Source organism: Brevibacillus sp. GCM10020057, assembly GCF_042683565.1.
Taxonomy (GTDB): Bacteria; Bacillota; Bacilli; order Brevibacillales; family Brevibacillaceae; genus Brevibacillus.
In genome coordinates this window covers 1-1,839 of record NZ_JBHUJW010000008.1, presented here as the reverse complement: position 1 = coordinate 1,839, position 1,839 = coordinate 1, and the positions used below count along the sequence as shown (strand labels likewise).

Annotated in this window: 2 protein-coding genes; both read left to right on the top strand. The window is 47.4% G+C overall.

Going from position 1 to position 1,839, the window contains the following annotated elements:
* Positions 1-149: 149 nt before the first annotated feature.
* Positions 150-1,619 (top strand): type I restriction-modification system subunit M, encoded by a 1,470-nt coding sequence (locus tag ACFSO0_RS03015; protein ID WP_376876100.1) that lies wholly within the window; start codon positions 150-152, stop codon positions 1,617-1,619.
* A partial coding sequence (locus tag ACFSO0_RS03010) for a restriction endonuclease subunit S domain-containing protein (protein WP_376876097.1) occupies positions 1,612-1,839 on the top strand: 228 nt, incomplete at its 3' end. The genes ACFSO0_RS03015 and ACFSO0_RS03010, both read left to right, overlap by 8 nt.

The following is a 1,839-nucleotide window of genomic DNA, read 5'->3' as shown; positions in this document are numbered from 1 at the left end:
TACGGCTACCGCAATCTAGAGAGATTCAAGATTCGCATTAGACTGGAGTGTAAACCGGCTACATAACTACGAAAAACTGCGATAGAGGGAGATCAAGCACGTTTTACGGTGAAGAGCTTAATATTTAATATAGATTGGAGCAAAACACGATGCTAACAGGAGAAATTCGCAACAAGGTAGATAAAATATGGACGGATATGTGGGCTGGCGGGATTACCAACCCACTGACCGTAATCGAGCAGCTTACATACCTGATGTTCATTCGCTCCCTGGACGAAAAGGAACTGGAAACGGAAAGCTTTGAAGCATTAAGCGGTCAGAAAATGCCAAAGATCTTCCCGCAGGATGAAGATGGACAGTCCAAGCGTTGGAGCAAGTTCAAGACCAAAGACGCTCGTGTAATATATGACATTGTCGGCACAAAGGTTTTTCCCTTTATCAAATCGATGAATGGGGAAAATACGTCTGCCTTTTCTCGCTATATGCAAGATGCGATGTTTCTGATTCCGACGCCGCAGATTCTGCAAAAGATCATTACCGGATTGGACGAGCTGTATGAGCACGACATCAAGGATTTGGACATGCAAGGCGACCTGTATGAGTATATGTTGGGCAAGCTGGCTACAGCGGGTCAAAACGGACAGTTCCGTACGCCGAAGCACATCCGTGACATGATGGTGCGACTGCTCGCTCCAACCCCTAATGACAAGATTTGTGATCCAGCTTGCGGTACAGCGGGATTTCTGGTCTCGGCTGCTGAATATATCCGGGAAACGTACGAATCGGAAATGACCAGTGAGCAATGGGAGCATTTTTCCAGCGATATGTTTACCGGGTTGGACACAGACCGTACGATGCTGCGCCTGTCCGCGATGAACTTGATGCTTCACTCGATTACGAATCCGCATATTGATTACGTAGACAGTGTTTCCAAGCAAAATGATATCGCTGCGGCTTACGATATGATCCTTGCCAATCCGCCATTTACGGGGACCGTGGATGCGGAGAGTATCCACGACAATCTGAAGACTGTTTGTGATACGAAAAAGACCGAGTTGTTGTTTGTCGCGCTCTTTTTGCGGATGCTTCGCAAAGGTGGGCGTTGCGCGTGTATCGTACCAGACGGGGTATTGTTTGGAACGACCAGAGCGCATAAGGCGTTGCGCAAAGAGTTGGTGGAAAACCACCAACTGGAGGCCGTCATCTCCATGCCGAGCGGGGTATTTAAACCGTATGCTGGAGTGAGTACGGCTGTATTGATCTTTACCAAGACCGGTGCTGGCGGGACGAACAAGGTCTGGTTCTATGATATGAAAGCGGATGGATATTCTTTGGATGATAAACGCTCGCCGATTGAGGAGAATGATATCCCTGATATTCTGTCGCGTTTTCACAATCTCGCAGGAGAAGTGGATCGCAAGCCGACGGAGCAGAGTTTTTTGGTGGACAAGTCTGCTATTGAGGAAAACGGGTATGATTTGTCGATCAATCGTTATAAAGAGGTTGTGTATGAGAAAGTGGAGTATGATGCTCCTGGGGTGATTATGGAGCGATTGGATAAGCTGAACCTGGATATTGCAGCGAAGATGGAGGAACTGAGGGGGCTTATCGGTGAGTAAGTTATATGAAATTATTGAAAAGCCTTTGACTGGTGAATGGGGAGATGAGGACGAGGCTGGAACCGGAATCCCTGTTTTGAGGACCACGAATTTTACTAATGAGGGCTTGCTGAACGATTCGTTACAGTGCGAATTGTCTGTACGTGGTACGATTCAGCAGCATGTTGAAAATGTAGACGAAAAGAAGCCGCAAGCGGCGTTCCAGGTTCATCACGAGAAA

Excerpts from the sequence above, each read along its gene's own strand:
- ACFSO0_RS03015 (WP_376876100.1), top strand. The coding sequence starts at position 150 with ATGCTAACAGGAGAAATTCGCAACAAGGTAGATAAAATATGGACGGAT.